Origin of the sequence: Microlunatus spumicola, assembly GCF_039536445.1 — a bacterium.
Lineage (GTDB): Bacteria > Actinomycetota > Actinomycetes > Propionibacteriales > Propionibacteriaceae > Microlunatus > Microlunatus spumicola.
Window position 1 is genome coordinate 501,993 of the sequence record NZ_BAAAYR010000001.1, and the last position, 26,181, is coordinate 528,173.

General features: G+C 73.0%; 22 protein-coding genes and 1 pseudogene. 11 read left to right on the forward strand and 12 right to left on the reverse strand.

Annotation, left to right across the window (positions count from 1 at the left end):
• The first annotated feature begins 372 nt into the window (after window positions 1-372).
• Window positions 373-684 carry a hypothetical protein gene (locus tag ABD665_RS02285; protein ID WP_204912425.1) on the forward strand — a complete coding sequence of 104 codons (312 nt, stop codon included), beginning with the start codon at window positions 373-375 and terminating at the stop codon, window positions 682-684.
• Between the two features lie 78 nt (window positions 685-762).
• Here the strand turns inward: ABD665_RS02285 and ABD665_RS02290 are convergent, their stop codons facing one another.
• Both ABD665_RS02290 and ABD665_RS02295 read right to left on the reverse strand, forming a co-directional pair.
• Window positions 763-1,350, reverse strand: coding sequence for a hypothetical protein (locus tag ABD665_RS02290; RefSeq protein ID WP_204912424.1), 588 nt, complete (start codon window positions 1,348-1,350; stop codon window positions 763-765).
• A gap of 74 nt (window positions 1,351-1,424) precedes the next feature.
• Window positions 1,425-5,153, reverse strand: coding sequence for an efflux RND transporter permease subunit (locus ABD665_RS02295; RefSeq protein ID WP_344740898.1), 3,729 nt, complete (start codon window positions 5,151-5,153; stop codon window positions 1,425-1,427).
• A gap of 238 nt (window positions 5,154-5,391) precedes the next feature.
• Between ABD665_RS02295 and ABD665_RS02300 the strand changes: the two genes are divergently transcribed.
• Together ABD665_RS02300 and ABD665_RS02305 are read left to right on the forward strand one after the other, a co-directional pair.
• Window positions 5,392-6,174, forward strand: a complete 783-nt coding sequence (locus ABD665_RS02300; RefSeq protein WP_204912423.1) for a polysaccharide deacetylase family protein — start codon at window positions 5,392-5,394, stop codon at window positions 6,172-6,174.
• Between the two features lie 48 nt (window positions 6,175-6,222).
• Window positions 6,223-6,618: a universal stress protein gene (locus ABD665_RS02305; RefSeq protein WP_204912422.1), complete on the forward strand. Its 396-nt coding sequence runs from the start codon at window positions 6,223-6,225 to the stop codon at window positions 6,616-6,618.
• On the opposite strand, the gene ABD665_RS02310 is transcribed toward ABD665_RS02305, so the two are convergent.
• Entirely contained in the window at window positions 6,602-7,819 is a 1,218-nt protein-coding gene (locus ABD665_RS02310; RefSeq protein WP_204912421.1) for an MFS transporter, read from the reverse strand. The genes ABD665_RS02305 and ABD665_RS02310 overlap by 17 nt on opposite strands.
• A gap of 45 nt (window positions 7,820-7,864) precedes the next feature.
• Here ABD665_RS02310 and ABD665_RS02315 point away from each other — a divergent pair, with 45 nt between their 5' ends.
• Window positions 7,865-8,416, forward strand: coding sequence for an ABATE domain-containing protein (locus ABD665_RS02315; RefSeq protein WP_204912420.1), 552 nt, complete (start codon window positions 7,865-7,867; stop codon window positions 8,414-8,416).
• Between the two features lie 21 nt (window positions 8,417-8,437).
• On the opposite strand, the gene ABD665_RS02320 is transcribed toward ABD665_RS02315, so the two are convergent.
• Window positions 8,438-11,356 carry an AAA family ATPase gene (locus tag ABD665_RS02320; RefSeq protein WP_204912419.1) on the reverse strand — a complete coding sequence of 973 codons (2,919 nt, stop codon included), beginning with the start codon at window positions 11,354-11,356 and terminating at the stop codon, window positions 8,438-8,440.
• 232 nt (window positions 11,357-11,588) lie between these two features.
• On the opposite strand from ABD665_RS02320, the gene ABD665_RS02325 reads away from it, so the two are divergent.
• Complete coding sequence (locus ABD665_RS02325; RefSeq protein ID WP_204912418.1) at window positions 11,589-11,765, forward strand: hypothetical protein; 177 nt, start codon at window positions 11,589-11,591, stop codon at window positions 11,763-11,765.
• Window positions 11,766-11,928: 163 nt separating this feature from the next.
• On the opposite strand, the gene lpdA is transcribed toward ABD665_RS02325, so the two are convergent.
• Window positions 11,929-13,329 carry a dihydrolipoyl dehydrogenase gene (gene lpdA, locus ABD665_RS02330; RefSeq protein ID WP_204912417.1) on the reverse strand — a complete coding sequence of 467 codons (1,401 nt, stop codon included), beginning with the start codon at window positions 13,327-13,329 and terminating at the stop codon, window positions 11,929-11,931.
• A 138-nt stretch (window positions 13,330-13,467) separates the two neighbouring features.
• Here lpdA and ABD665_RS02335 point away from each other — a divergent pair, with 138 nt between their 5' ends.
• Window positions 13,468-14,991 carry a UDP-N-acetylglucosamine 1-carboxyvinyltransferase gene (locus tag ABD665_RS02335; RefSeq protein WP_204912416.1) on the forward strand — a complete coding sequence of 508 codons (1,524 nt, stop codon included), beginning with the start codon at window positions 13,468-13,470 and terminating at the stop codon, window positions 14,989-14,991.
• A 159-nt stretch (window positions 14,992-15,150) separates the two neighbouring features.
• Here the strand turns inward: ABD665_RS02335 and pdxY are convergent, their stop codons facing one another.
• Window positions 15,151-16,005: a pyridoxal kinase PdxY gene (pdxY, locus tag ABD665_RS02340; RefSeq protein ID WP_204912415.1), complete on the reverse strand. Its 855-nt coding sequence runs from the start codon at window positions 16,003-16,005 to the stop codon at window positions 15,151-15,153.
• Window positions 16,006-16,015: 10 nt separating this feature from the next.
• The gene (locus ABD665_RS02345; RefSeq protein ID WP_204912414.1) at window positions 16,016-16,327 is read right to left on the reverse strand and encodes an antibiotic biosynthesis monooxygenase; all 312 of its coding nucleotides are present in this window, start codon (window positions 16,325-16,327) and stop codon (window positions 16,016-16,018) included.
• A gap of 191 nt (window positions 16,328-16,518) precedes the next feature.
• Here ABD665_RS02345 and ABD665_RS02350 point away from each other — a divergent pair, with 191 nt between their 5' ends.
• From ABD665_RS02350 to ABD665_RS02365, 4 genes are read left to right on the forward strand one after another with little or no spacing between them, the layout of a single operon-like run.
• Window positions 16,519-16,962 (forward strand): PGPGW domain-containing protein, encoded by a 444-nt coding sequence (locus ABD665_RS02350; RefSeq protein ID WP_204912413.1) that lies wholly within the window; start codon window positions 16,519-16,521, stop codon window positions 16,960-16,962.
• Window positions 16,963-16,998: 36 nt separating this feature from the next.
• Window positions 16,999-17,781, forward strand: a complete 783-nt coding sequence (locus tag ABD665_RS02355; protein ID WP_204912412.1) for a glycerophosphodiester phosphodiesterase family protein — start codon at window positions 16,999-17,001, stop codon at window positions 17,779-17,781.
• Window positions 17,778-19,118 carry an MFS transporter gene (locus ABD665_RS02360; protein ID WP_344740909.1) on the forward strand — a complete coding sequence of 447 codons (1,341 nt, stop codon included), beginning with the start codon at window positions 17,778-17,780 and terminating at the stop codon, window positions 19,116-19,118. The genes ABD665_RS02355 and ABD665_RS02360 overlap by 4 nt, the downstream gene beginning before the upstream one ends.
• Window positions 19,119-19,164: 46 nt before the next feature.
• Window positions 19,165-19,548: an RNA polymerase-binding protein RbpA gene (locus tag ABD665_RS02365; RefSeq protein ID WP_183338155.1), complete on the forward strand. Its 384-nt coding sequence runs from the start codon at window positions 19,165-19,167 to the stop codon at window positions 19,546-19,548.
• A gap of 289 nt (window positions 19,549-19,837) precedes the next feature.
• On the opposite strand, the gene ABD665_RS02370 is transcribed toward ABD665_RS02365, so the two are convergent.
• The 5 genes and pseudogenes from ABD665_RS02370 to ABD665_RS02390 all read right to left on the reverse strand — a co-directional run bounded on the left by ABD665_RS02370 (window position 19,838) and on the right by ABD665_RS02390 (window position 25,168).
• A complete protein-coding gene (locus ABD665_RS02370; RefSeq protein WP_344740915.1) occupies window positions 19,838-20,350 on the reverse strand; it encodes an FxsA family protein in 513 nt (170 codons plus the stop codon).
• A pseudogene (locus ABD665_RS02375) lies at window positions 20,347-21,176 on the reverse strand (polyprenol monophosphomannose synthase). The gene ABD665_RS02370 and the pseudogene ABD665_RS02375 overlap by 4 nt, the downstream one beginning before the upstream one ends.
• On the reverse strand, window positions 21,173-22,759 hold the full coding sequence (gene lnt, locus ABD665_RS02380; protein WP_344740917.1) for an apolipoprotein N-acyltransferase: 1,587 nt from the start codon (window positions 22,757-22,759) through the stop codon (window positions 21,173-21,175). The pseudogene ABD665_RS02375 and the gene lnt overlap by 4 nt, the downstream one beginning before the upstream one ends.
• Before the next feature lie 35 nt (window positions 22,760-22,794).
• Complete coding sequence (locus tag ABD665_RS02385; RefSeq protein WP_204912410.1) at window positions 22,795-24,348, reverse strand: amidohydrolase family protein; 1,554 nt, start codon at window positions 24,346-24,348, stop codon at window positions 22,795-22,797.
• A 382-nt stretch (window positions 24,349-24,730) separates the two neighbouring features.
• Window positions 24,731-25,168 (reverse strand): AsnC family transcriptional regulator, encoded by a 438-nt coding sequence (locus tag ABD665_RS02390; protein ID WP_204912409.1) that lies wholly within the window; start codon window positions 25,166-25,168, stop codon window positions 24,731-24,733.
• Window positions 25,169-25,212: 44 nt separating this feature from the next.
• Here ABD665_RS02390 and ABD665_RS02395 point away from each other — a divergent pair, with 44 nt between their 5' ends.
• Window positions 25,213-26,169, forward strand: a complete 957-nt coding sequence (locus tag ABD665_RS02395; protein ID WP_204912408.1) for a 5'-3' exonuclease H3TH domain-containing protein — start codon at window positions 25,213-25,215, stop codon at window positions 26,167-26,169.
• Window positions 26,170-26,181 lie beyond the last annotated feature (12 nt).

The window sequence follows — 26,181 nt, forward strand, 5'->3', positions numbered from 1 at the left end:
CGGCAGAAGACGTGAACGGTCAGCTCGGTCGAGCTAGGCGTACAGCAGCCGATCCATGCCGCTCGTAGCACCTGTTCCGCAAGACGGTCGCCTTGTGCGTGCCCCACGCGACGGTCGGCCTCGATGCAGCCCGACTGACAACTCGAGCGAGACAAAGACTTGGAAGCCGTCGAGTGACAACTCAACTGGGACGACTGACACGATCACGCCGATGGGAGAGGGACTCGAGGAGGAGAACACCTCATGGTCGGCGAGCGTGATGTCATAATGCGGCTTATCGGACAGGTGCTGAGGCTTACGTCTCCGGCTCTTCGATCCGCTCCATGACACTCTTCACGCTGAGAGACGCCGTCCGAAAGGCTGGGCATCAGGTTGAGGTACCAGCTGGTCCTGCAGTGGTCGGCGACGTCGGTGTCGGACCTCGATGCTCTGGTGTCCATGGAGGACGTTCTGGAGAGCTCGCTACCGCCGTCTCTCGCGTTCGTCGACGGCCACGACGTCGGGGCCGACGAGATGAACATCTTCGTCTACACCGACGACCCGCTCAGGGGCTACGAGGCGGCGGCCGAGCTGCTCGGCGCCCATGCAGGATGGCCCGGCGTCAGGGCGGCCTACCGCCTGGAGGACGAGGAGGCCTACGTGACCGTCTGGCCCGAGGGGCTCGAGCACTTCTCGGTGACGTGAGGTCACCCTCCGTCTGATCGGCCGCGCCTTGTCATAACGTCTGACTGGCGAGGAGGTCCAGGTCGCGCCGCAGACCCGTCACGACGCGGGCTTCTTCGACAGGTGCGGTGCGCCGTCACGGAACCGCCCGGGCCGGGTGCCGAGGTACTGCTGGCCCAGGAGCCAGGTGCGCTGCCACTCGGGCTCGCTGATGGTCGCCTTGCGGCCCTCGACGCGGCTGCGCTCGGCGGCGACGAAGTCGGCGATGACGGGGTGGAAGTTCGACCAGGTCTGCGACGCCCGCGGGCCGCGGACGATGTCGGACGCGGTCGTGCCGCCGGAGAAGTACGTGTTAATCGTCAGCAGCCGGCTGCCGACCTGCAGCGGGACGTCGACGGGACGCGGGTCGAAGCGGAGCACGACGACGGCGTCGAAGTCGTCGCTGTAGGCCGCGACCAGCAGCGGCTCGATGCTGAGCACGACGGCGGCCCGGCTGTCGCCGTTCCACAGGTGGGCGCTCAACGTCTTCCGCGCCACAGCTCGCGACGGCAGAAGGCTCCCGGCGCCGAACAGCGACGGCGAGAGGGCCTTGAGACGGTCGGGGGCGATCGTCACTCCCCCGGGGTCCGAGGCGAGGGCACGGTCGCTCATGTACGGGCTCGGACGCGGCTGCACGGGTTCGGTCACGGAACCATCCTGCGCCCAGAAAGACGCCGCCGGACGGGTTGTCCCCAGGTCCGGCGGCGCCTTTCTCGTACGACCTACGAGACGACGGTCGGGGTGTCCTCTTCCCGACGCGGCGGGGTCGGCGACAGCTGCGCGCGGGCCTTCTTGCCGGCGACCCGGGCCACGAGGCCGTACAGGACCGGGACGAGCAGCAGGGTAAGCAGCGTCGACGACACGAGGCCGCCGATGACCACCACGGCGAGCGGCTTGCCGATGAACCCGCCGCCGGCACCGGTGAGCCCGAGGCCCATCGGCAGCAGGGCGAACACCGTCGCGGCCGCGGTCATGATGATCGGGCGCAGCCGGAGCCGGGCGCCGTCGATGATCGCGGTGAGCGGGTCCTCCCCGCGCAGGCGGTAGTGGTTGATCAGGTCGATCAGCACGATCGCGTTGGTCACCACGATGCCGATGAGCATCAGCAGGCCGATCATCGCGGGCACACCGAGCGGCGTCCCGGTGACGAGCAGCCCGCCGAGCGCACCGGTGGCCGCGAACGGGATCGCCACCAGCAGGATCAGCGGCTGCACGAGGCTCTTGAACGTCGCCACCATGATGATGAAGACGAGCACGATCGCGAGCCCCATGGCCAGGCCGAGCTGCGAGAACGCCTTCGCCTGGTCGGCGGACGCACCGCCCTGGACGACCTGCACGCCGGGCGGCGGGCTGAACTCGGCGACCTTCGCGGTCAGCGCCGTGTTCACGGCGCCGAGGTCGGTGCCCCCCGGGGTCCCGGTGATGGTGACGGCCTGCTTGCCGTCCTCGCGCCGTACGGTCGACGGCGCGTCCTCGGTGCGCACCTTGGCGACGTCACCCACGGTGATGGGGCGCGCCTTCAGGTCGGCGAGGTCCTTCTGGTCGTCGGCCAGGTCCTTCTGCTCGTCCTGCAGCGACTTCTGCTCGTCCTGCAGGGCGTCGCCCTCGTCGCTCAGCCGGTCGCCCTCGTTGCTGAACTCGTCGGACTGCGCCTGCTGCTCGGCCGAGTCGGCCAGCTGCTCGTTCGTGCTCTTGACCTGGTCGTCGAGCTGGTCGACGCCGGCCTCGGCCTGCTTGACGCCCGCCTCGGCCTGCGCGATCGCGTTCTGCTTGCCGGCGACCTTGCCCTGGTACGTCTGCAGCGCGACGAGGTAGGCCGCGCCGATGGCGGGGTTGGTCGGGTCCGGCGGGACGTAGGCCGGCGGCTCCCCGACGTCGATGCCGCGCGCCTTCGACAGCGCCTTCTTCGCCTTGCTTACCGCGTCCCGGGCGTCGTCGCGGGAGTCCAGCAGGTCGTTCTTGCCGTCCTGCGCCTTGGCGTTCGCCTTGTCCTGCTGCTCCTCCCCCGCCGCCTTCTGCCGGTCGGCGAGGTCCTTCTGCTGGTCGCTGAGCGCGTCGGAACGGTCCGACAGCGCGTCGCCGCGCTCGGTCAGGTCGTCGGCACGCGCGTCGAGCGCGTCGCTGGCCTTGTCGACCGCGAGCTGCTGCTGCAGCTGGCTGATCGGCAGCTCTAGCGCGGCGATCTGCTTCGGCGTCGCGTCCGGCGCGTGCGTACGGATGACGACGTCGGTCGTGTCGCTGTTCAGGGTGATCGTGCCGGCCTTGGACCCCTGCAGGGCGGTCGAGACCGCGGAGCCGATCTCCGCCTGCGTGAACCCCAGCTCGGCCGCCCGCGTGCGGTTGATGGCGACCCGGAGCAGCGGCCGCTCGTCGGCCAGGTTGGACGTGACGTCGGTCAGCTGCGGCACCTGCTTGACCAAGGTCAGCAGCTCGTCGGAAGCCGTCCGCAGCGTCTTCTCGTCGTCGCCGCTGATCGTGACGGTCAGGTCGTTGCTCGAGTACGCGGCGCTGCCGGGCTGGACGACGATGTCGCCGCCGTCCGGTGTCTCGGCGAGCGAGCTGCGCAGGTTGTCGGTCGCCGCTTCCGCGTCGACCGTGTCGCCGAGGGTGATGTAGTACTGCACGACGTTCGGCGAGCCGGGCTGGCCGACAGTCGCCTGGTAGTTCTTCACGTCGCTGTTCGAGGACAGCGCCGTCTCGACCTGCTCGGCCGCCTTGGCGCTGGCCTCGAGCCGGAGGCCGGCGGGCAGCGTCTGGGTCACGAGCAGGGCGCGGTCGTCGCCGAAGGAGCCGAGGAAGTCGGTCTTGAGGAACGACGTCGCGCCTACCGTGCCCGCCAGGATGGCCACGGCCACGCCCAGCACGACGATCGGGTGCCGCAGCGAGAAGGTGAGCAGCGGGAGGTAGCCGCGCTGCAGCCGCGTGACGTGCTCGGCCTCGTCGGCGACCGCCGCCGGGTTGCCGTCGGCGGTCTTCTTGCCGCGCATGAACCAGTACGCGAGCAGCGGCACGATCGTCAGCGCCACGAACAGCGAGGCGACCAGCGCGATGGCCACGGTGACGGCGAACGGCCGGAACAGCTCGCCGGTGGAGCCGGAGACGGTGGCGACCGGGATGAACACGGCCACCGTGGTCAGGGTCGAGGCGGTGACCGCGCCACCCACCTCCTTCACGGCCGCGACGATGTCGTCCATCGACGGCCGTCGCGTGTGCCCGGTCCGTCGTTTGATGTTCTCGATGACGACGATCGAGTCGTCGACCACGCGGCCGACGGCGACGGTGAGCGCGGCCAGGGTGAAGAGGTTCAGGGAGTAGTCGGCGGCCCAGAGCCCGACCATCGCGATCAGCAGCGACAGCGGGATCGAGATCGCGGTGATCAACGTCGAGCGCACGGACAGCAGGAACACCAGGATGATCAGCACGGCGAAGCCGAGGCCGAGCGCACCCTCGACGGCCAGGTCGTGCAGGGACTCCTCGATGAGCGGCGACTGGTCGAAGACGGTGGTGAAGGTGGCGTTGTTGCCGAGGTCGCGCGCCAGCTCGGGGGTCAGGTCGGTGACCGCGTGGGAGACGGCGACGGCGTCGGCGTCGGAGCTCTTGAGGACGACGAGGCCGAGCGCGGGACGCCCGTCCGCGCGGGAGATGGACGTGCGCTCGATGGCCGAGACCTTGACGGTGGCCAGGTCGTCCAGGCGCTTGGCGCCGTGCTTCTCGGTGGCGATGGGCAGTGCGGCCACGCTCTTGACCGAGTCCGGCGCGGACCCGACCTCGACCGACAGCGCGGAGTCGCCGTCGTAGCTCGTGCCCGCGGGCAGGGCCGTGAGCTGGCTCTGCACCGACTGGGTCACCCCGGCGACGGTGAGGTCGTACTTTTCGAGCTGCGAGGCCTTGGTGGTGATCTCGATCCGCGTGGTGTCCTCGCCGGTGACCTGCACCGTACGGACGCCGTCGACGGCCTCGAGCTTGTTGACGACGCGGTCCTCGACGAGCGGTCCGAGCTTCTCGAGCGACAGGTCGGACGCGACCGCGAGCTGCAGGACGGGGATGTCGTCGGTGCTGCCGGCCTGGACGTTGGTGACGACCTCGTCGGGCAGCGTCGACTTGACCGAGTTGATCGCGTTCTGGATGTCGGCGAGGACCTTGTCGTCGTCGTTGCCGTAGTCCCACTCGACGGTGATGTTCGTGGAGCCCGTGGTCGAGCTCGAGCTGACCTTGGTCACCCCGGTGACGCTGCGGACGGCCTGCTCGATCGGGTCGGCGACCTCGTCGGCGACGATCTGCGGCGAGGTGCCTGGGTAGGTCGCGTTCACGACGGCCTGCGGGGCCTGCGTGGACGGGATCAGCTCCTGCTTGAGGGACGTGATGGCGACGATGCCGAAGATCACCACGGCGATCGACAGCAGGGCCACGACCAGCCGGTTGACCAGGCTCAGTCGGGTCAGGAGTGACACGGGGTGGGGCTCCATTCACTTGCCGGCCGGGCTCGGGCAGACGCGTCCCGCGCCCTCGACCAGCGCCAATGGTATTCAGCCTCCGGGGCTCAGGCCTCCGGCACAACCCGCCCTCAGGCCCCTGACAGGACCCTGAGGCAGGACCTCCGCCGCCCTCCCCGTACGCGGTGCGCCACGCGACGGGGCGGTGGCGACGGCACCGGGCGGGGCGTGACCCGCGCGGTCCTAGAGTGTCGGGGTGCGGGCGGCGGCGGGCGGGACGGTGCTCGCCGCCAGTGCCGCCATCAGCGCCGCCTGGTGGGCGGGGTTCGGTCCCCGGACACAGCTGTGGGGCTCGTTCCCGTACGAGGCGCAGGCTCCGCGGCTCCCCCGTCCCACGGGACCGGACGGTCGGCCGCCGGCCGTTGCTGGCCAGGAGGAGAAGGTCGTCGCCCTGACCTTCGACGACGGGCCCAACGAGCCCTGGACGAGCCGGCTGCTCGACGTGCTCGCCGCCAGGCAGGTGCACGCCACCTTCTTCCAGGTGGGCCGCTGCGCCGAACGCTTCCCCTCCACCACGCGCCGCGTCGTCGACGAGGGCCACGTCCTGGGCAACCACAGCCTCGACCACGCGTTCACCAGCTATCTCCGGGACCCGCGCCAGCACGACCAGGTGGCGCGGGCCCAGGAGGTGCTGCACCGGGTGTCGGGGGTCGTGCCCGGCCTCTACCGGCCGCCGTGGCTCTGCCACTGGCCCTGGGTGCTGCGCACGGTCGAGGGCGCCGGGCTCCAGGTCGTCTCCGGCACCTTCGGCCACCCGTTCGAGGTCTTCCAGCCGCCGGCCGCCCGGATGACCGCGGGCGCGGTGCGCCGGGTCCGGCCGGGATCGATCCTGATCATGCACGACGGGCGCGAGGCCCGCGGCGGCGACCGGAGCCAGACGGTGGCCTCCGTCGGCCCGCTGATCGACCGGCTCCGAGCCGACGGCTACACGTTCACGACCGTGGACCGGCTGCTCGGGGTGCCGGCGCACCTCGCCTGACGGCCCGGCGCGGGTGCGACCGCGGCCCGCGATCCCTACAGTGACCCCATGAACATCGTCGTGGGCTACATCCCCACTCCTGCTGGCCTCGCCGCCGTCGACTGGGCCATCGCCGAGGCGCAGGAGCACCGCGCCAACCTCTTCGTGCTGAACACGGGCAAGGACGGCAACTACGCCGACCCGCAGTTCGCCTCCGCCGAGGACATCGACGCGCTGGACGCCCAGCTCGCGGCGTCGGGCCTCACGCACACGATGCTGCGCCCCACGGACGGGGTGAACGCGGCCGACAGCATCCTCACCGCGGCCGAGCAGAACGCGGCCGACCTCATCGTCATCGGCCTGCGCCGCCGCTCCCCCGTCGGCAAGCTGATCACCGGCAGCACCGCGCAGGCCATCCTGCTCGGCGCCGACTGCCCGGTGGTGGGGGTCAAGGCCGCGCGCTGACCCGACGGTCGACGACGGTGGCGAGCGCGGCGAGCAGGACCGCGCCGCCACCGACGACCAGCAGGAGCGACGGGCCGAGCACGACGAGGAGCCCGGCCAGCGCGGTGCCGCCGGAGGCCGCCGTGATCTTGAGCGCGGACAGGGTGACGAACACCTGGCCGCGCGCGTCCCGCGGGGCGTACGTGTTCCGTGCGGCGAAGGTCGCCGTCACGAAGGGCGCCGTCGCCGCGCCCATGGCCACGAAGGCGACGACGCCCCAGCCGAACGTCGGCGCGAGCGCGCACAGCCCGAAGCAGCCCGCCACCACGGCCACCTGCCGCGTGGTGAGCCGGTCGGGGTCGCCCGTCAACGGACGGGCGCTCAGGAGCAGCGCGGCGACCAGGTTCCCGGCGCCCATGACCGCGAGCAGCACGGCGGCCGTGCTGGGCTCGACCCGGTAAGGCCCGGCCAGCTGCACGACCACCACCGCCAGACCGGCCTGGGCGGCGGCCGTGACCATCGTCGCGTAGTTCACGCGCCGCAGCGGCGGGTCGCGCAGCACCAGCGGGAGCACGTCCCGCACGCGCGGCACCGACGCCGGTTCCGGTGCGGTCGGGCGCGGCAGGAGCTGGACGACGACCGCGGAGACCAGGGCGAGACCTCCGAGCACGGTGACGGCCGCGCTCGGCGACCACCAGCCGCCCAGCGCCGCGACCACGGCCGGACCGGCCGTGGCTGCGACGCCATAGATGGTGGCGTCTAGACCCTGCGCCCGCCGCTGCGCGACCTCGTCCGCCGGCACCAGCGCGGCGAGGCGGCTGCTGAGCCCACCCACGAGGAACGGCCCGCCGAGGCCCGCGAGCAGCACGAGGACCGCGACGACCCCCACCGGCAGCCGGCCGAGCGTCCACGCGGCGGTGGCCAGAAAGACCCCGACGAGCCCGTACGCGACCCCGAGCAGCCGGCGGTAGTCGCGGGCGAGGTCCAGACGGCGCGCCAGCAGCGGGCCGGCCAGGTGCGGCAGCGTGTAGAGGGCGACGAGCAGTCCCCCGGTCCGTGCGGCCGTGCCGGGCTCGAGCCGGTGCGCCGCGACGAGCAGCAGCCCGACCCCGGCGCCCGCGTCGAGCATCCGGACCCCCACCGCCGCCAGGCCGTAGCGGACCAGGGCGCGCGTACCCGCCGTCACGGCCGGGGCCGTCACCACTTGGACCGGTGATGTCATGCGCTCACCCTTGCACCGGCTCATGTCACCGGTCAAGATGGTGACGTGGCGTTCGCGATCAGCTCCGGCAACCTGGCCCTGGACTTCGTCGCCACGCTCGGCGAACGTCGCGACACGCGGACCGAGCACCTCCACGAGGGCGCCGACGTGGCGGCCTGGCTGGTCGAGGCGGGCGTCCTGGACGCGGCCCCCGAGACCGACGAGCGGACCCTCGCCGAGGCGGTCGCGCTGCGCGAGGCGCTCTTCGCGGTGGTCGAGGCGCTGCTCGACGCCGACGGCGACCTCCCCCGCGCGCCGCTCGAGCTCGTGAACGCCGCGGCCGCCGGCCCCGTGCCCGAGGTCGCCCTGCGGCCGGACCGCCGCCTCGCCCGGTCGGGCTCGTGGCGGGCCGGGCTGAGCGCGGTCGCTCGCGACGGCCTCGCCCTCGTCGACCCCGGGGACGCCGAGCTCAAGTGGTGCGCGGACCCGGTCTGCACGCACCCCTTCCTCGACCGCTCGCGCGGTCACCGTCGGCGCTGGTGCGAGATGTCCGGGTGCGGCGACCGGGCCAAGGCCGCCGCGTACCGGGCGCGGCGTCGCGCGCAGGCCGACGTCTGAGCCGGGCTCCCCGAACCGGCCTCAGTCGAGGAGGCCGCGCCGCCGCGCGATCGAGACGGCCTCCGTCCGGCTGCGCGCCCCCAGCTTGGCCAGGATGTTCGAGACGTGCACGCTCGCCGTCTTCGTGCTGATGAACAGCCGCAGGCCGACGTCGCGGTTGCTCGCCCCGTCGGCGACCAGGCCGAGGACCTCCGCCTCCCGCGGGGTCAGGACGTCGCCGCCCGGGCCGCCCGCACCGGAGGCAGCCGTCCGGCCGATGAGCGGGCGGACCTCGTCCAGCAGCGGCCGGGCGCCGAGGGACCGGGCGACGGCGAGGGCGGCGTCGGCGGCCGCGGCGGCCTCCGCCTCCTGGCCCGTCGCCCGCAGCGCGACGGCGAGCCGCGCCTGCGACCGGGCCGTCTCGAACACGTGCCCGTACGCGGCGAACGCCTCGACGCTGCTGCTCCAGGCGATGCGGAGCTCGTCGGCGTCGGCCGGGCGTGAGGACAGCCAGCCGAGCCGGAGCCGTTCCGCCCGGACCCGGGCCAGCCACGCCCGGCCCTCCGGGCCCGGCACGCGGTGCCGTCCCATCTCGGTCGCGTCCTCGGCCTCGGCCGCGAGGCGGTCGCCGAGGTCGAGCAGCGCGGCCCGGCGCTCGGGGACCAGCCCGGCGACCAGCGGCGCGAGCTGGCCGAGCAGCAGGCCGGTCAGGCGGATCCGTCCCTGGAAGGCGGGCGTGCGCCAGAGCGCGGTCATCGCACGGACGACGGCGTCGTGCACGGCGAGCGCCCCGTCGAGGTCGCCCGCGTCGCCGTGGAGGTCGATCGCGGCCGCCGCGCTCTGCACCGCGACCATCCCCTCCGCCGACCACTCGGGCCGCGTCCGCTCGAGCAGCGCGGGCCACCCGTCCCGGTCGCCCCGGCCGGCCCGGACGAGGAGCTCGACGGCGGTGAGCGCGGCGGCCGGCAACGACGGGGCCTGGTCGACGTCGGCGCGCGCGATCGCGAGGGCCTCGTCCCACCGCCCGAGCTGGTAGCCGACCAGGCCCGCGAACGCCCGCGCCTCGCCGCCGTACGGGGCGAACGGCCGGCCGAGCGCCGCGCTCTGCTGCGCGGCGAGGCGGTACGACTCGAAGGCCTCGGGCATGCGCCCGAGCTCGAGCAGGACGCCGCCGAGCTGGTGCCGGATCCGGAACTCCGCCGGGTCCCCGGCCGCGTGCGCAGCGGCGGCGAGCTCCCCGAGGATGCGCTCGGAACCGGCGCTGTCGCCGCGACGTTCGGTGGCCTTGGCCAGCACGGACCGCAGCTTGACCGTCGTCTCGCCCGGGCGCAGGTCGGGCGGCATCGCTAGCCCCTCCTCGGCCCAGCTGACCGCCGCGTCGGTCGACCCCTCGGAGACCAGGACGACGGCCAGCGCCGCGACGGTCCGGGCCCGCAGGGCCGTCGGCGGCTCGACCGGCACGAGCCGTTCGGCCTCGCCGGCCAGCGCCATCAGGTCGGCGGTCGTCTCGTACGCCTCCGCCGCCTCGAGCAGCGCGACGAGCAGCCGGGCGCGGTCGGTCGGCGGGGCGTCGAACGGCAGCGCGTCGAGCTCGGCCGCCGCGAGGGCCTCCGCCCGTCGCGCCATGCCCGCGGCCGACGTCGCCCCGACGGCGCGCTCGACGAGCCCGACCCGCTCGACGGGCGGCTCGACCGCGGCCGGGTCCACCCGGCCCGCCGCAACCAGGTCGAGCGCGCGGGCGTAGTGGCGGGCGGCCTCGTCGGGCCCGCCGACGGCCGCGGCCTCGTCGCCGGCGTGGACGCTCGCCAGGAAGGCCTCCGGCAGCCTGCCCGCCGCCAGCGCGTGCCGGGCGAGGTCGGCGGACACGCCGCGCTCGGTGCGACCGGCGAGCGCCCGGACGAAGGCGTCGTGGAGGCGGGCGCGCTCGCCGGGCAGCAGGTCGGCCTCGACCGCCTCGCCGAGCATCGAGTGGCGGAAGCCGTAGCCGTCGCGGTCGCTCAGCAGCACGTTGCGGTCGAGGGCGGCGCGGACGGCGACCTCGAACCGGTCGGGACCGAGCCCGGTGACCTCGGCCAGCAGCGCGTCGGCGAGCCGGTGGCCGCCGACGGCGAGGGCTCGGGCCACGAGCCGGGCGTCGGGGTCGAGCTGGTCGACCCGCAGCAGCAGGAGGTCGGCCAGGTCGCGCGGGGTGTCCGAGGTGCCGATGGCCGCCACGAGCTCCTCGGCGAAGAAGGCGTTCCCCTCGGCCCGGTCGATCACGTCCTGCAGCTGGGTCGCGCTGGTGGGGCCCGCGCGCAGCGACCCCACGAGGGTCCGGACGTCGTCGTCGGGCAGCGGCCCGAGCTCGAGGCGGCGCACCCCGGCCAGCCGGTTCCAGGCCGCCAGCAGCGGGCGGAGCGGGTGCCGTCGGTGCAGGTCGTCGCTCCGGTAGGAGCCGACCAGCCCGACGGGCGCGCTGAACCCGCGGGTCAGCAGGAAGGTCAGCAGGTCGTACGTCGACTGGTCGGCCCAGTGCAGGTCCTCGACCACGACGAGCAGCGGCTGCTCGCCCGCGAGGGTCGAGAGCGTCGCGTGGACCGCCGCGAAGAAGATCCCGCGGTCGGCCGGCTCGACGGACGCGGTCGCGGTGCCGGACGAGACCAGCCGCCGCAGCGACGGGTGCTGCGCCACGAGCTCGGCGACCGGGCCGGGGCGTACGGCGGCGAGACGGCCGGCGAGCTCGGTGAACGGCAGGTAGGGCACGGGGCTGCCGCCGAGGTCGAGGCAGTGGCCGACGGCGACCTCGCGGCCCGCGCCCACGGCGCGCTCCCCCAGCGCCGTCAGGAGCCGGGACTTCCCGATGCCGGCGTCACCGCCGAGCAGCACGACACCCGGGTGCGGCGGTTCGACGACGCCGGCCAGGTCGGCCAGCTCGTCGAGCTCGTGGGCCCGCCCGACGAGCGGGGCGGCGGCGGTCGGCACGAGCGTCATCATGGCAGCCGCCACCGACGGCGGACCGGCGTACGAGGCCTCGCCGCGCCCCCGGTCGAGATCTGAGGTACCTCAGATCGGCAGGGCGCCCACCTCAGACCTCATGAGCCTGTCGAAGTCGTCCCTGGTCAGGGCGAAGACCCGATGTGCCGGTCCCGGCTCACGACGAGATTCGTCCGTGTCGAGAGGCCGGGAGGGCCTCCACCCGATCGAGGAGAACGTCATGGGACTCAACGAGTACGAGAACAGCGCCCGCATCGCCGAGCTGCAGGACATCGCGGCTCTGGACCGCCTGGCCGGCGAGGGCCAGCCGCCCTCGGTCCTGAACCGCTGGGTCACCCGCGAGCACCGCGAGCCCAGGAGCGGCGGCCTCCGCCGGCTGCTCCACCTGGCGCACTGAGGCAGCGGAAAGTGGTCGCTCAGCGACGCAGAACGGCCGGCGGCAGCGTCCTCGCTGGCCACTTTCCCTTTCGGCCCGGTCGACTGCCGGGTCGGGCGGGAAAGTGGTCACCGAGGGGGTGGCCGCCCAGCGTTCTGCCTCGCTGAGCGACCACTTTCCGCCCCTACAGGTTGATCATGTGGCCCGAGATGCCGTGCGCGACCTCTTTCAGGGCCTCGGACAGCGTCGGGTGGGCGTGCACGTTGCGGGCGACCTCTTCGGCGGTGAGGTCCCACAGCTGGGCGAGGGTGAGCTCGGGCAGGAGCTCGGTGACGTCCGGGCCGATCATGTGCAGGCCGAGGATCTCGCCGTACTTGGCGTCGGCGACCAGCTTGACGAACCCGATCGCCTCGCCGAGGCCGTGGGCCTTGCCGTTGGCGGTGAAGGGGAACTTGGCGACCTTGACGTCGTAGCCCTTGTCGCGGGCCTGCGCCTCGGTGTAGCCGAAGGAACCGATCTGCGGCTGGCAGTAGGTCGCCCGCGGGATCATGTCGTAGTTGATCGGGAAGGTCTCGGCGCCCGCGATGGTCTCCGCGGCGACGACGGCCTGCGCCTCGGCGGTGTGGGCGAGCAGCAGCTTGCCGGTCACGTCGCCGATCGCGTAGATGTGCGGGACGTTCGTCCGCATGTGGTCGTCGATCTCGATCGCGCCGCGCGCGCCGAGCTGCACGCCGGCCTTCTCGAGCCCGTAGCCCTCGGTGCGCGGCGCGAACCCGATCGCCTGCATGACCTTGTCGGCCTCGAGGATCTGCGTGTCGCCGCCCTTGGCCGGGGAGACGCTCACCTTGACCTTGTCGCCGGAGTCGTCGATGCCCTCGACCTTGGTGCTGGTCAGCACCTTGACGCCCAGCTTCTTGTACTGCTTCTGCAGCTCGGCGGAGATCTCCGGGTCCTCGAGCGGGACCATCCGGTCGAGGAACTCGACGATCGTCACGTCGACGCCGTAGTTGGCGAGCACGTACGCGAACTCGGTCCCGATCGCGCCCGACCCGGCGATGATGATCGACCCCGGGAGCTCCTCGGTGAGGATCTGCTCCTCGTAGGTCACGACGCGCTCGCTCAGCGAGGTGCCCGGCAGAAGCCGCGTGGTCGCACCCGCCGCGATGATCAGGTTGTCGAACGTCACCTGCTGGTTGCCGCCGGCGTTGAGCGCCACGTCGAACGTGTGGTCGTCGACGAACGTCGCCCAGCCGTCGATCTCGGTGACCTTGTTCTTCTTCATCAGGAAGTGGACGCCCTTGGCCATCCGGTCGGCGACCGTGCGGCTGCGCTTGAACGCCACGCCGAAGTCGAAGCTGACGTCGCCGCTGATGCCGAACGTCTTCGCCTCGTGCGTGAACAGGTGGGCGACCTCGGCGTTGCGCAGCAGCGACTTCGTGGGGATGCACCCCACGTTGTTGCAGACCCCGCCCCAGTACTTCAGCTCGATGATGGCCGTACGGAGACCCAGCTGCGCGGCGCGGACGGCGGCCACGTAGCCGCCCGGTCCGGCGCCCAGCACGACGAGGTCGTAGTGATCGCTCATGCCGCTAGCCTAGGGGTGCTGCCTAAGGACCGCCGAGGTGGTCCGAGGCTCGTTCCTGGGCCGTCGTCGACCTCGACGCACGACGCGACACGGCCGGTGGTTCACGGAAAATCTCACATGTGAGTTATCGTCGGTCGTGTGACCACCACAGATCTCGACCGGATCGGCGGCCTGATCAGGAGCGCGCGCAAGCACCGCGGCCTGACGCAGACCCAGCTCGCGGAGGTGCTCGGCACCAGCCAGAGCGCCGTGCACCGCATCGAGGCCGGCAACCAGAACCTCAGCCTCGAGATGGTGAACCGCATCGCGGCCGCCCTCGACGCGCCCCTGATCTCGGTCGGCCAGCCCGCGCCGCAGCACCTGCGCGTGCAGGGCGGGGTCAAGCTCAACGGCACCATCGAGGTCCGGTCGTCCAAGAACGCGGCCGTCGCCCTCCTCTGCGCCAGCCTCCTGAACCGCGGCCGCACCGTCATCCGCGGCATCGCGCGCATCGAGGAGGTCAACCGGATCCTCGAGGTCCTGACGAGCATCGGCGTCCAGGCCCGCTGGCTGAACGGCGGCGCCGACCTCGAGCTGAACCGCCCCGAGGAGCTCGACCTGGACGCCATGGACGTCGAGGCGGCGCGCCGCACGCGTTCGGTGATCATGTTCCTCGGCCCGCTGCTGCACTCCTACCCGAGCTTCGCGCTCCCGTACGCCGGCGGCTGCGACCTCGGCGCCCGGACGATCGAGCCGCACCTGCAGGTGCTGCGCCGCTTCGGCCTCGACGTCGTCCCGACCGAGGGCTTCTACCGCTGCTCGGTCGACACGGTCCACCCGGCGCGCCCGATCACGCTCACCGAGCGCGGTGACACCGTCACGGAGAACGCGCTGCTCGCCGCCGCGCTGTCCCCGGGCGTCACGGTCATCCGGAACGCCAGCCCGAACTACATGGTCCAGGACCTCTGCGTCTTCCTGACCCGCCTCGGCGTCGAGATCGACGGCATCGGCACGACGACCCTGCAGGTGCACGGCGTCGAGAGCATCAACACCGACGTCGAGTTCGCGCCGTCGGAGGACCCGATCGAGGCGATGAGCCTGATCACCGCAGCGATCGTCACCCAGTCGGAGCTGACCATCCAGCGCGCGCCGATCGAGTTCCTCGAGATCGAGCTCGCCGTGCTGGAGGAGATGGGTCTCGAGTTCGACCTCGGCACCGAGTACGTCGCCGCGAACGGGCACACCCGCCTCGTCGACCTCACGGTCAAGCCGTCGGTGCTGCACGCGCCGATCGACAAGATCCACCCGATGCCGTTCCCGGGCCTGAACATCGACAACCTGCCGTTCTTCGCCGTCATCGCGGCGAGCGCCGAGGGCAAGACCGTCATCCACGACTGGGTCTACGAGAACCGCGCGATCTACCTGACCGAGCTCAACCGGCTCGGCGCCCGCGTGCAGCTCCTCGACCCGCACCGGGTGATCGTCGAGGGCCCGACCCGCTGGCGCGGCACCCAGGTCGTCTGCCCGCCCGCGCTCCGCCCGGCCGTCTGCATCCTGCTCGGCATGCTCGCCGCCCGCGGCGAGTCGGTCCTGCGCGACGTCTACGTCATCAACCGCGGCTACGAGGACCTCGCCAACCGCCTGAACATGCTGGGCGCGGACATCGAGGTGTTCCGGGACTGAGAGAGGCCTTGACCCTCGGTCGGCAGGGCCAACATCCCGGAGCAGGCCCGGGCGATAACGCCCCCTGAGCCTGTCGAAGGGCCCCGAAGGGGTTGGCACCCGAGCGACTGGTGCCGGACCTCTGCGAGGCCCTTCGACAGGCTCAGGGGGCGTTCTGGCCTAGTCCAGGCGGACAGCCTCGAAGCGGTGCGTCGGGTCGACCAGCTCGTCCTGCGCGGTGACGAGCTGGAGCTCGCGGCGGCCGGACCGGCGGGTGACGTCGAGGACGCCGAACACCACGGAGGCGGTCCAGGCGGCGGCGTCGGCGGGGTCGTCGGTCTGCAGCAGCCGGGCCAGGAAGACGGCGGCGGTCAGGTCGCCGGCCCCCTGGAAGATGCCGTCGAGGCGGGGCGTCGTCACCCGCCAGGTCCCGTCACCGGTCGCGACGACGAGGTCGAGGGTCCCCGGCGCGACGTCCTCGACGTCGACGCTGGTCACGAGAACCGTGCCCGGACCGAGGTCGCGGGCCGCGCGAGCGGCGTCCACGACCTCGGCGAACGTCCGCACCGTACGGCCGGTGAGGAACTCCAGCTCGAACTGGTTCGGCGTGATCACCTGCGCCTGCGGGACGACCGCGTCACGCATCAGCTCGGGGATGCCGGGCGCGACGAAGAACCCGCGCCCCACGTCGCCGAGCACCGGGTCGCAGCAGTAGAGCGCGGCCGGGTTGCGCTCCTTGACCAGCGCAACGGCCTCGAGGATCGCCGTGCCGCTGTCGGCCGCGCCCTGGTAGCCGGACAGCACGGCGTCGCACTCCCCCAGCACGCCGAGGTCGTCGATGCCGCGGACGACGTCGCGCACGTCGTCCGCGGTCAGCAGCGGGCCGCGCCAGGACGCGTACCCGGTGTTGTTGGAGAAGTGCACCGTGATCACCGGCCACACCTCGACGCCCATCCGCATCAGCGGGAAGGTCGCCGCGCTGTTGCCGACGTGGCCGTACGCGACCGACGACTGGATCGACAGGATGCGCTTCACGCGGTGGGCCTCAGAGCTCGCCCAGCGCGGCGTCGCCCACCGGGACCGGCGTCATGCGGACGACGGTCGCGGGGCCGGCGAGAAGGTCCTTGGTCGCCGCCTGCAGCGCCACCACCGCCTCGCCGGACCCGTGGGCGTCCAGGTCCGCGACCGACTCCCACTTCTCGATCATCGTGATCGTGCCGTCCTCGGCGTCGTGGATCGCGTAGAGCAGGCAGCCGGGCTCGGCGTGCACGCCGGGGATCGTGGACCGGAAGGCCTCGACGAGCGCGTCCTTCTGGCCGGGCGCGGGGTGGAACACAGCGGTGACGACGACGGGCACGGGACCTCCGGAGGACGGGTGACGGGGAGAAGCAGGGACAGTCTGGCCCTTCGAGCGGCTCCGGGGACGAGCGGTCCGCGGAGCCCCGGGAAACTTGACGGGGACCGCCCGCGTGTCTTGCTTGACGCCCGTATGGTGGGCCCATGTCCGGCGGGGTCGACGAACAGGCTCCACCGCGACCCCCTGAGCAGGTGCCGCACACCGGTGCCCACGCCCACCACGTCCTGCGCACCGGCGAGGACCGCTGGGCCTGGCGGCGCCGCATCCGGGCCAACCCCCACCAGCTCCGTGTCTACCGCTGCGTCGTCGGTGCCGTCGGTCTCCTGCTGATCCTCCTCGGGCTCGCTACCGGCTGGCTGCCCGGTCCGGGCGGCATCCCGCTGGTCCTGGGCGGCCTGGCCGTCTGGGCCAGCGAGTTCCAGTGGGCGCACCGCCTGATGCTGCGGCTCAAGCACGCGCTGCACGTCTACCAGGGCTGGACCCGCCGGAAGAAGGTCGTGTTCTGGCTCGTCTTCCTGGCGGTCTGCGGCCTGCTCGGCTGGGCGTACCTCGTCGTCGTCGGGCAGCCGTCGTGGTTCCCCTTCGAGGTCGACCGCGTGCTGGCCTACCTCCCTGGCGTCGACCTGCCCGTCTGACCCCCGGTCCGACCCTGCGCCTGCCATGATGACGGCGTGCGCGCCGACGAGTACGCCTTCTTCGACGCGCCGTTCCTCGCCTTCGCCCACCGCGGCGGTGCGGCGTACGCCCCGAACGTCGGCCGGGAGAACACCCTGCACGCGTTCGGCGAGGCCGTGGCGCTGGGCTACCGCTACCTCGAGACCGACGTGCACGCGACCGCGGACGGCGGGCTGCTCGCCTTCCACGACCCGCTGCTCGACCGGGTGACGAACGGCACGGGTGCCGTGGCGAGCCGGTCGTCGGCCGAGCTGGTCGACGTCCTGATCGGCGGCCGGGACCGCATCCCCACCTTCACCGAGCTGCTCGAGGCCTTCCCGGACGCGCGCTTCAACGTCGACGCCAAGGCCGACCCGGCCGTCGACCTGCTGGCCGCTGCGATCGCCGACCACGACGCGTACGACCGCGTGTGCGTGAGCTCGTTCTCCCCCGCCCGGCTCCACCGGCTGCGGCGCCGGCTCGGCGCCCGCGTCCCGACGGCGGTCAGCTCGCGCGGTGTGGTGCTGCACCGCTTCCTCCCCTGGCTCACGCGCGTCCTCGACTCCCCCGCCCCCGCGCTGCAGGTGCCGCTGGCGACGCGGCTCGGGCGCCGTACGGTGCCGATCACCACGTCCGGCCTGGTCCGCGCCGCGCACCGCCGCGGCAAGCAGGTGCACGTGTGGACGATCGACGACCAGCCGACGATCGAGCGCCTGGTCGACCTCGGGGTGGACGGCATCTTCACCGACCGGCCGAACACCCTCAAGACCGTCCTCGAGGACCGGGGGCTCTGGTCGTGACGGCCACCGAGGACCCGACCACCCTCCCCGCCGCCGGGGCAGCTCCGGTCGCGCGCGGCCGGGTGCTCGCCTGGGCGCTGTGGGACTGGGGCTCGTCCGCCTGGAACGCCGTCATCGTCTCCTTCGTCTTCGGCCCGTACGTCGTGGCCGGCGTGGTCGGCGACGCCCGGCCCGGCGGCCTCACGGCGAACACGTGGATCGGGTTCAGCACGGCGGCCGCAGGGCTGCTGATCGCGGCCGTCGCCCCCGTCACCGGCCAGCGTTCCGACGCCGGCGGGCACCGTCGGCGCAACCTGCTCGTCTGGAGCGCGCTCGTCTTCGCGGTCATGGTCGCGATGTTCGCGGTCAGGAACGAGCCGTCCTACCTGTGGCTCGCCCTGGTGCTGCTCGCCGCGGGCGGGGTATTCAACGAGTTCGCCGGCGTCTCGTACAACGCGATGCTGCCGCAGGTGTCGACGCCGGCCACGCTCGGCCGGGTCTCCGGCTTCGGCTGGTCGATGGGCTACTTCGGCGGAATCTTCCTGCTGCTGATCTGCTACTTCGGGTTCATCAAGCCTGACGTCGGCTGGTTCGGCGTGACGAACGCCGGCGGCCTCGACATCCGGGCCGTCGCGGTCTTCTCGGCCGTCTGGTTCCTGGTGTTCGGCTCGGCCGTGTTCTTCGCCGTGCCCGAGGTCCCGCCCGGGCCGGCGCAGCGCCGCGTCGGCATCGTCGGCTCCTACCGGCTGCTCGTGCACGACGTCCGCGCGCTGTGGCACCGCGACCGCAACGCCGTGCGGTTCCTGATCGCCTCCGCGCTCTACCGCGACGGCCTCGCCGCCGTGTTCAGCTTCGGCGCCATCCTCGCGGTCAGTGTCTACGGCATGGCCCCGTCGACGGTCCTCGTCTTCGGGGTGGCCGCGAACGTCGTCGCCGCCCTCGGCGCCCTCGTGCTCGGCCGCGTCGAGGACGTCGTCGGGCCCAAGCGGATCATCATGCTGTCGCTCGTCGGGCTGGTCGTCGCCTGTCTGGTGCTGCTCTTCGTCCAGGGCACGACGCTGTTCTGGGTCTTCGGGCTCGCGCTGTGCCTGTTCGTGGGGCCGGCGCAGGCCAGCTCGCGCTCGTTCCTCGCCCGGGTGGCGCCGAAGGGCCGCGAGGGCGAGATGTTCGGGCTCTACACGACGACCGGACGGGCCGCCTCGTTCCTCGCGCCGGGCTTGTTCGCCGTCTTCTCAGCACTGTTCTCCGACCGGGTCGGTATCGTGGGCATCGCGTTGGTGCTGGCGGCGGGGGCCGTGGCCATGACGCGGGTCACTGCACCACGCCCGGCGGAACATCTGGCCGCCCCCATCAGTTAGACCCCGTGAGGCCGGTTCGGGCTCACGTTCTTCAGGAGGTTGCACCATGGCCGATCGATCACTGCGCGGTACCGGGCTCGGTTCCAAGAGCTTCGAGGACGAGGCCGGCGTCGAGTTCGCCGCCCGTCAGGAAGTCGGGTACGACTGCGCCCGCCAGCACCACTTCACGATGGTGTTCTCGTCCGAGGCCGAGATCCCGGCCCTCTGGGAGTGCCCCCGCTGCGGGGCCGAGTCGCTCCGTAGCGACGGCATCCGCCCGGAGGCCAAGGAAGAGAAGCCGGTCCGTACGCACTGGGACATGCTCCGTGAGCGTCGTTCCATCGCCGAGCTCGAGGAGCTGCTGGCCGAGCGCCTGACGCTCCTCCGTGCCGGCGAGCTGGGCTCCACCGCCTTCACCCGCTCGGCGCGTCCGTCCAAGAAGACCGCCTGAGCCTCCGCTCCACCACACGAACCGCTCCGGACCTCGTCCGGGGCGGTTCTTGCGTTCCCAGGCGGCCTGCCCTCCTGCGCCCCGCCCCTCCTGCGTCGCCCCTCCTGCCCCCGGTCTTTCACGTAAACGTGAAAGACCCGTACCTTGCCCGGCAGATCTGCCGTGGTGAGTACCGGACTTTCACGTAAACGTGAAAATCCTGTGACTAGTGGGACGCGGCGCGAGGGCGAGACTTCTGGCGGCGCTGCGGTTACGTGACGCGCCGGCGGCGGGCCGAGGCCCACGGAACCTACGGGCGGCCGGACTCGATCTGGTCGGGGGTGACGGTGACGGTCGAGCCGTCGGGGACGACCTCGCCCTCGACGACCGTGCCGGTGCGGCCGTACGGGCTGTGGGCGCCGGGGACCAGGCCGGCGCGGCTGAGGCGGCGGGCGACGAAGAAGGCGACGACCTTGCGCGCGAAGGGACGCGTGAAAGGGATCAGGAAGAACAGACCGAGGACGTCGGTGACGAAGCCGGGCAGCATCAGCAGCACGCCGCCGACGAGCACCAGGGCGGCGTCGGCGAGCTCGCCGGTCGGGACCCGGCCGCCGCGGAAGGCGCCCTCCAGCGCACGCCAGGCGCGCCCACCCTCACGCCGGGTGAGCCAGGCGCCGACGACGGCCTCGACGACCAGGATCAGGACGGTCCAGACGACGCCGATGCGCTGGCCGACCTGGACGAGGACGTAGACCTCGAAGATCGGGATCGCGATCAGCAGGACCACGAACAGGGCCAGCGGCCACCCGCTCCGCAGCTTCACCGTCGGCTCCTCCGCTCGCTCACGTCAGCTCGGGCTGCTTGTGCCGCCGGACGAGGCCCCGCACCTGCTGGGCCCGGTGCTTCACGCCCCACGCGGTGGTGAGCAGCAGCGCCTCGACGACGATCTTCTGGCTCATCTTCGAGTCACCGTACTGCCGCTCGACAAACGTGATCGGCACCTCGACGACCCGGAACCCCTTGCGCACGGCCCGCCAGACCAGGTCGACCTGGAAGCAGTAGCCGGCCGAGGCGACGTCGTCGAGGTCGATGCCCAGGAGGGTCCCGCGGTCGAACACCCGGAACCCGCCGGTGGCGTCCTTGAGCGGCACGCCGAGCGCCATCCGCGTCCAGAGGTTGCCGCCGCGCGACAGCACCTCGCGCGAGCGGGGCCAGTTCACGACGCGGCCGCCGCGGACCCAGCGCGACCCGAGGACCAGGTCGGCCTTACGCGCGTCCTTGGGCCCGAGCGCGGCGAGCAGCTTGGGCAGCTGCTCCGGCTGGTGCGACCCGTCGGCGTCCATCTCGATGAGCACGTCGTAGCCGCGCTCCAGGCCCCACTGGAACCCCGCCAGGTAGGCGGCCCCGAGGCCCTCCTTGCCGAGGCGGTGCAGGACGTGCACGCTCGCGTCGCGGGCGGCGAGCGCGTCGGCCATGAGGCCGGTGCCGTCCGGGGAGTTGTCGTCGGCGACGAGGACCTCGGCCGCGGGCACGGCGCGGCGGAGCCGGCCGACGATGGTGTCGATGTTCTCCGACTCGTTGTAGGTCGGGATGATCACGAGCACGCGCCCGTAGTCAGGACCGGCGGCGGGTGCGGTCGGTTCGCTCAACGGATCGGCTCTTTCGTCGGGGAGGGTTCGGCAGGAGTGGGGGCGGTGCCCTCCGGGCGCGGACCATTGTGGCGTACGGGACGGCGGCGGACCGCGAGCGCGACGGCCGCGAGCGCCAGCAGCGTCAACACCCACGCGGGCCAGGCACCCGCGACGACCGCCGGGGTGAGCGCGGACCGCAGCGGCATGGTCTCGACGAAGCCGGCCGAGGTGAACTCCGAGGTGCGGTCGACGACCCGGCCGTCCCGGTCGATGTAGCCGGAGACGCTGTTCGTCGTCGCGACGGCGATCTCGCGGCGCGACTCCATCGCCCGCGCCCGCGTGATCGCGAACTGTTGCTCGATCTGCCCGGTGCCGCCGTACGTGGCGTTGTTGCTCTGGACGACGAGCACCTGGGCGCCGTTGGTCATCGTCTCGTGCACGGTGCGGTCGTAGGCGAGCTCGAAGCAGATGACGTCGCCGACCTTGAGGGTGCGGCCGCCGACGGGGACGCTGAGCACGCCGGGCTGGGTGCCGGGGACCGACTGCGACCCGACCTCGCGCAGGATCGGCACGAGCGGCAGCAGCTGGTCCCGGAACGGGATCCATTCGCCGAACGGCACGAGGTTGCGCTTGTGGTAGCTCGCCAGAGGTCCGCGCAGCGGGTCCCACCACAGGGCGGTGGTCTGCCGCTCGTCGGGCCCGGGGCCCTCGGTGACGGCGCCGACGAGGATCGGCACGCCGGCCACCGCGGCCGCGCCCGCGACCGTGCCGCGGGTGACGCCGTCGAGCAGCGGGTCGATGTCGGTGGAGTTCTCGGGCCAGAGCAGGAAGTCCGGCACGGGCGTCTGCCCGAGCCGCGCGCGGGCCATCAGGTCGACGCTCTCGGACAGGTGGTTGTTCGTCACGGTCCGGGCGCGGCCGAGGGCCTCGATGCCGCGACCGGGCACGTTGCCCTGGACGACGCCCACCGTCACGGAACCCTCGCGGCCCGCCAGCGGCTCGACCTGGAACGACCGCAGCCCGACCCCCGCGGCCAGGAGCGCGACGAGGACCAGCACGGCCGGCAGCACGCGGGGGAAGACCCGCGGGCGGCGCTCGCGCAGGAGCAGCACGACCCACGCGACGACCTGCCCGACGAGGGCCACGAGGAAGCTGACGCCGGCCACGCCGACCAGCGGGAACCAGCCGTTCAGCGGGGTGTCGACCGCCGCGTACGCGAGCCGGGTCCAGCCGAAACCCCCGAAGGGGACGGACGAGTAGGCCAGCTCCACCGCGACCCAGCAGGCCGCGGCCGGGACCGGCCACCAGCGCAGCCGGCCGACGAGCGAGAGGGCCACGCCGAGCACGCCGAAGAAGAGGGCCACGAAGGCGATCAGCAGCGCCGCGACCCACCAGCCCAGGACGTGGACCCAGGAGATGGTGACGGTCAGCAGGGCGAGGCCGAAGAGGTAGCCGACGCCGAACGCGCCGCGGGGACGACGCCCGCGCGCCAGCAGCGTCAGCGCCGGGACCCCCACGAGCAGTAGCGGCCAGAGCGCGAACGGCTGCCACGCCAACCCTGCCGCCACCCCGGCGAGCACCGCCCCGATCCCCCGCCGCACACCGCGAGGGTACCGGGGACCACCGACAGGGCGGCTCAGCCGCGCAGCGCGGGGAGGCCGTCGGCGTGCACGACAGTTCCGTCGGCCAGCGTCGCTGCGCACCGCGGGAGGGCGTCGCCCGGGTCCAGCCGGGGCAGCCCCGTACGCGGGTCGAGCAGCTCCGGCTCGACCTCCCAGACCGCGAGGTGGGCGGGCGAGCCCGGCGCGAGGGTGCCGGCCTCGTCGCCGGCGGCCCGGTGGCCGGCGACGGTGGCGCAGGCGAAGGCCTCGGCCACGCCGATGCGCTCGTCGGGGCGCCGGTGGTCGACGGCGTCGCGCACCATCTGCCAGCCGGCGACGGCGGTGACCGGCGTGTCCGTGCCGAAGGCCACGGGCACCCCGGAGCGGAGCATGGAGGCGAACGGGTTCATCGTCCGGGCACGGTCGCCGACCCGCTGCGCGTAGAGCTCGTCCGGCCCGCCCCACGCGGCGTCGAACCCCGGCTGCACGCTGGCCGTCACGCCCAGCCGCGCGAGCACCGGCAGGTCCGCGGCCGCGACCATCTCGACGTGCTCGAGACGGTGGCGGGCGGCGCGGACGCGGTCGGCCCCGAGCTCCCGCTCGACCCGACGCAGGCCCTCGACCGCGGTCGCGACCCCAGCGTCGCCGATGCAGTGGAACCCGCCGCTGACCCCACGCTCGGTGCAGGCCCGGAGGTGGTCGACCACGGCGTCGAGGTCGAGGTACTGGGCGCCCCGGCCCGGTCCGTCGGTGTAGTCGTCGACGAGCGCGGCGGTCCGGGACCCGATGGCCCCGTCGACGCACAGGTCGCCGGCGAGCCCCCGTGCACCGACCTCGGTCATCCGGGCGAAGGCCTCGGCCCCCGCGGACTCGCCCCAGTAGCCCACGACGCGCACGCCCAGCGCGCGTCCGGCGTCGACGACCCGCGTGAGGTCGGCCAGCGGCCCGAGGTGGGGCCCGCCGAGCTCGTGGACCTCGGCGACGCCCAGGGCGGCGGCCTCGCGCAGCGTCACCTCGGCGGCCGTGCGCCGGGCCGCGTCGGTGGTCAGCTGGTCGAGCCGGCCCCGGCACACGTGGTGGGCGTCCTGGGTGAGCAGCCCGTCCGGCCGGTAACCGACGAGCCCCTCGACCCCGGGCAGGGCGTTGAGCAGCGCGGTCGAGACGACGGCCGAGTGCACGTCGACCCGGGCGAGGTAGACCGCGTGGCCCCGCCCGGCCTCGTCCAGCTCCGCCCGGCTCGGCGGACGCGGGTCGGGCCACGACCGGTCGTCCCAGCCCTGCCCGAGCACGATCCCGCGGCCCGGGTCCCGGTCGACGTACACGCGCAGGCGCGCCAGCAGGTCCTCGACCGAGGTGACGTCGTGCAGGTCCAACCCCGCGGCGACCAGCCCGTTCTGCACCGCGTGCACGTGGGCGTCGACGAACGCCGGGGTCACCAGCCGCCCCTCGAGGTCGACCTCGCGGCCGCCCGGGTCCGCGGCCCGCACCTCCTCCAGCGTCCCGACCGCGGCGACGCGCCCGTCCCGCACCGCGACGGCGGCGACCGGGGAGCGGTCGGGGAGGACGACGGTTCCGCCGTGCAGGATCACGCGCTCAGCCTGCCAGGCGCCGGCCGTTCTGCTCATTTCGTCGCCCGAGATCGCTCCGGAGAGCGGTGTGAGCGCTCGAACGGCGATCTGGGGCTCCGGATTGAGCGGATCCTCCGGAAGAGGCCGACCCGTTCCGGGCCCTTCGACAAGCTCAGGGAGCGTGAAGACGCAGGCATCGGGCGACGGCAGGGTCCCAGCCCAGGCTGATCGGCACGGGGTCCCAGCCCAGGCCGATCGGCGCGCCGCCGCCTGGACGACTGGACCGTGACGGCGCCGCCGACATCGGGAGCAGAGCCGCGGTGCGAACCGGCGGCGGCGTCACGGGGAAGGAGGAAGGGGGCGGGTCAGAGCGCCGGTCGCGTCCGAGCGGAGCGAGGACAGATCAGAGAGGCGCGCGGTCCTCGTACGGCACCGACAGCACCGTGGTCGTGTGGGTGGAGACCCCGGCGTCCGCGCGGATGCGGGCGAGGAGGGACTCGAGGTCGTGCATGCTGCCGACCTGGACCTTGAGGAGATAGCTCGGCTCGCCGGCCACGGAGTAGCAGGAGACGATCTCGTTGATGTGCGAGAGGCGCTGGGGCGCGTCGTCGGCGGCGCTGGGGTCGAAGGGCTTGATCGCGACGAACGCGGTGACCTGCAGCCCGAGCTCGGCGGGCTCGAGCACGGCCCGGTAGCCCTTGATCACCCCGCGCTGCTCCAGCCGCCGCACGCGCTGCTGCGCGGCCGAGGTGGAGAGGCCGGTCTCCTTGCCGATGTCGGTGTAGGACATCCGGCCGTCCCGGGCCAGCAGCGCGAGAATGCGCTGGTCCAGCTGCTCCATGGCGTCATCGTGCCAGGATCACTCGTGTGCGGACGCGAAAAATTTTGCTTTTGGACACGGCCTCGCTCTACTTCCGCGCCTTCTACGGCGTCCCCGACTCCCTGAGGGCCCCCGACGGGCTGCCGGTGAACGCCGTGCGGGGCCTCCTGGACTTCATCGCCCGGCTCGTCGACGTCTACTCCCCCACCCACGTGGCGTGCTGCTGGGACAACGACTGGCGTCCGGCGTGGCGCGTCGCGCTGCTGCCGTCCTACAAGGCGCACCGGGTCCTGGGGGCCACGCCCGACCAGGCCGGCTCCGGCGTGATCGCCGAGATGTCCAGCTCGGCCGACACCGACGGCGAGTCGGCCCCGGACGACCTGGCCGTGCAGGTGCCCTGGATCCGCGAGGTGCTGACCGCGCTGGGGATCCGGATGGTCGGCGCGGACGGCTACGAGGCCGACGACGTCATCGGCACGCTGGCGACCACGCTCCCGCTGCCGGTCGACGTGGTGACCGGCGACCGCGACCTCTTCCAGGTCGTCGACGACGCCCGGGAGGTCCGCGTCCTCTACATCGCGCGCGGGGTCGGCAGGCACGAGCAGGTCGACGACGCGTGGGTCCGGGCGCGCTACGGGGTGCCGGCGGCGGCGTACGTGGACTTCGCCACGATGCGCGGCGACGCGTCCGACGGACTCCCGGGCGTGTCGGGCATCGGCGACAAGACCGCCGCCAGCCTGATCACCTCCTACGGCGACCTCGCCGGCATCCTCGCCGCGGCCAGCGCCCCCGAGACGCGGGTGAGCCCGTCGGTGCGGGCCAAGCTGCACGCGGCGATCGACTACCTCGCCGTGGCGCCGGAGGTCGTGTCCGTCGCCCGCGACCTGGACCTCGGGGTCACCCTCGACGACCTCGTCCTGCCCACCGAACCCGCCAACCCGGAGCTGTTCGCCGCGCTGACCGAGCGCCTGGGGCTCGGCACGAGCGCCACGCGGGTGCTGGCGGCCATGGCGCGTCCGTGAGGACCGCGGAGG

Excerpts from the sequence above, each read along its gene's own strand:
- ABD665_RS02305 (WP_204912422.1), top strand. The coding sequence starts at position 6,223 with ATGAACATCGTCGTGGGCTACATCCCCACTCCTGCTGGCCTCGCCGCC.
- ABD665_RS02310 (WP_204912421.1), bottom strand. The coding sequence starts at position 7,819 with ATGACATCACCGGTCCAAGTGGTGACGGCCCCGGCCGTGACGGCGGGT.
- ABD665_RS02325 (WP_204912418.1), top strand. The coding sequence starts at position 11,589 with ATGGGACTCAACGAGTACGAGAACAGCGCCCGCATCGCCGAGCTGCAG.
- lpdA (WP_204912417.1), bottom strand. The coding sequence starts at position 13,329 with ATGAGCGATCACTACGACCTCGTCGTGCTGGGCGCCGGACCGGGCGGC.
- ABD665_RS02365 (WP_183338155.1), top strand. The coding sequence starts at position 19,165 with ATGGCCGATCGATCACTGCGCGGTACCGGGCTCGGTTCCAAGAGCTTC.
- ABD665_RS02390 (WP_204912409.1), bottom strand. The coding sequence starts at position 25,168 with ATGGAGCAGCTGGACCAGCGCATTCTCGCGCTGCTGGCCCGGGACGGC.